The sequence below is a fragment of the Okeania sp. SIO2B3 genome (assembly GCF_010672525.1).
GTDB lineage: Bacteria > Cyanobacteriota > Cyanobacteriia > Cyanobacteriales > Microcoleaceae > Okeania.
Map to the genome: position 1 here is coordinate 1 of NZ_JAAHGH010000019.1, position 2,436 is coordinate 2,436.

The window sequence follows — 2,436 nt, forward strand, 5'->3', positions numbered from 1 at the left end:
ATTTCAAGCAGCAAGTATGGGCTTCCTATTCTCAATCTGAGCCAGTAGCTAATATTGTTCCCGCACCTAAATACGATTCTTCTAAAGCCACAGCTAATATGGCTCAAATATTCAGAATTAAAAACGAAGCAAGCAATGTCGGGAATGCGCTCGACCAACTTACCAGTTCTCTAGAGTCTTTTTATGGGCAGGTAGGGACAGAAATGGCATCGCGTTGTGGTGGTGCGCTGGTGGGTAATTTCAATGATGGGATGGCACAAATACTAGAGCAGCTAGGCCACACTTCAAAATGATTGCAGAAGTCCGAATATGCGATGATTGATGCCACTATTGTCCGTGCTCATCAACATAGTGCTGGAGCGAAGGACAGTAGTGCAGAACAAGAAGACATTGGCCGTAGCAAAGGAGGGTTGAGTACCAAGATACATGGAGTAGTAGATGCTCTCGGTAATCCTACCCATTTTTTTTAACTCCGGGCCAAGCATGCGACTTAGATGGAGCAGATATTCTCTTACCAGTTGTAGAAGCTCAAGCAGTTTTGGCTGAATTACGCTTATGATGCTCAGGAGCGAGTAATTGAACCTTTAAGCAACAGAGGAATAGAAGTAGTGATTCCACCTTACGAAAAACCGGAAAGAAAGCTGTCACAGGAAATGAGATATTGTACAAAGCACGTCTATGAATCGAAAATTTCTTTGCTAAACTCAAACAGTACCCTCGCGTTGGCGGAGGATGGTGGCGGCAGCTATATCGCGACTAGATATGATCAACGTTCAGTTAACTTCCTGGGGGGAATTCCTACAGGTAGCCTCAGTCATTTTATTAGCATAGCGATCGCGACGATATCCATACATCATAAAATACCAATTTTGTCAACCTTCTTGATTGATGACACGCCCTAAGATTCTAGATTTTTGTTAAACCGACACTCTAGGCTATTTATTCTCCTAGAAACGAATCGCACATTGCTGGCTGCTACAGGTATAACACAACTGTCATCTCCCCCGATTTTTTTCACTCTCTTGACAAATATCTCAAACTCATTGTTGAATTAAAATAAGAGTTTTTATTACAGAAGGAGGTCAAAAGGCATTAGAGAACTGGCTTTTAAGCCTAAAAAGGCTTTGTTGCACAAAGAAAGGAAATAGGGTAAAAAAAATATGCGTGGCAGAAAAAAACTACACTAAGGGTAGATATGAGTAAGTCCAAGTCCAAGTACCTCCTCAGCAACTGGTCTGAATATGATGCTTCCCTAAAACAGAGAGGGAGTCTCACATTTTGGCGCTTATGATGAAGTAGTAGAGCAGTGGGTAAACCAACAAAAAACTGGACTTAGGGGAGCATCAAATACATATAGTGATACAGCCATTGAATTTATGGTGACTATACAATCATTGTTTGGTCTGGCCGGAGGACAGACGCTTATGTTTTGTGGAATCTATATTTCAATTAATGGACTTAGATTTACCAGCTACCTTTCCATAGCACTGTATCCCGTCGCTTGCCAAAACTGAATGTTCAACTGTCAGTTATACCAACGATCTCAGGCCATTTATCTGGTAGTAGATTCTACAGGAGTGAAAGTTTATGGAGAGGGTGAATGGAAAACAAGAGTTCATGGTGTCAGTAAACGGCGTACATGGCGTAAATTACATCTAGGGGTAAATGAGGCCACAGGGGAGATAGTGAATGGGTTAGTGACTACCAATGATGTAAGTGATGACCAAGTATTTTCTGACCTGTTAGATGGAGTAGATGGTGAAATAGGCCAAGTCTCAGGAGATGGAGCCTATGATAAGTATAAGTGTTATGAGAAAGCCAGGCAACGAGGAGCAAAAGCAACAATTCCACCCAGGAAAAATGCAGTAATAGGTCAACATGGCAACTGTAAATCTAAACCTCATCCCAGAGATGAAAATCTCAGAAGAATAAGAAAAGTAGGACGCAAGAAATGGAAACGTGAAAGTGGCTATCATCGACGTTCCCTATCATAAACTACAATGTTTAGGCTCAAAGTGATGTTTGGAGGGCAGTTGCGACGACGAAAATTCGATAATCAAGCAGTAGAGTGGTCCATACAATGTGCCATGCTCAACCGCATGATTCAAACGGGTAAGCCCAAAAGCTACAAAGTTCAAATCTAGATCAATTCCAATAAGGGAGTTCCTGCGATCGCTACTTTCATGCAACAAAGCCGATACCCTCTTAAAGTTTCATCTCTTGATTTGCCAAGGCCACATTTTGAAAGTTATAGAAGAAATGGAAGAGATTCTAGTTCAAAGGTGTCGGACTCTGTCAACAATGACAACAGAAATCAAAAACTTAACCAACTACTCTTGGCTAAACTATTAGGAACAATAGTCATCTTATCATTCCCACACTTTTTTGATGCACTACCCATATTTAGTATGATATAATAAGGGAAAAATTAAAAAA

The 2,436-nt window shown here is 41.0% G+C and carries 3 protein-coding genes and 1 pseudogene; all 4 read left to right on the plus strand.

The window, feature by feature from the left end:
- Nucleotides 1-293 (plus strand): hypothetical protein (locus F6K15_RS16430; RefSeq protein ID WP_293062485.1); only part of this gene is annotated, 293 nt, incomplete at its 5' end.
- Nucleotides 294-470: a hypothetical protein gene (locus F6K15_RS16435; protein WP_375341069.1), complete on the plus strand. Its 177-nt coding sequence runs from the start codon at nt 294-296 to the stop codon at nt 468-470.
- Nucleotides 471-608: 138 nt separating this feature from the next.
- A complete protein-coding gene (locus tag F6K15_RS16440) occupies nt 609-902 on the plus strand; it encodes a hypothetical protein (RefSeq protein ID WP_293062487.1) in 294 nt (97 codons plus the stop codon).
- 293 nt (nt 903-1,195) lie between these two features.
- A pseudogene (locus F6K15_RS16445) lies at nt 1,196-2,144 on the plus strand (IS5 family transposase).
- Nucleotides 2,145-2,436 lie beyond the last annotated feature (292 nt).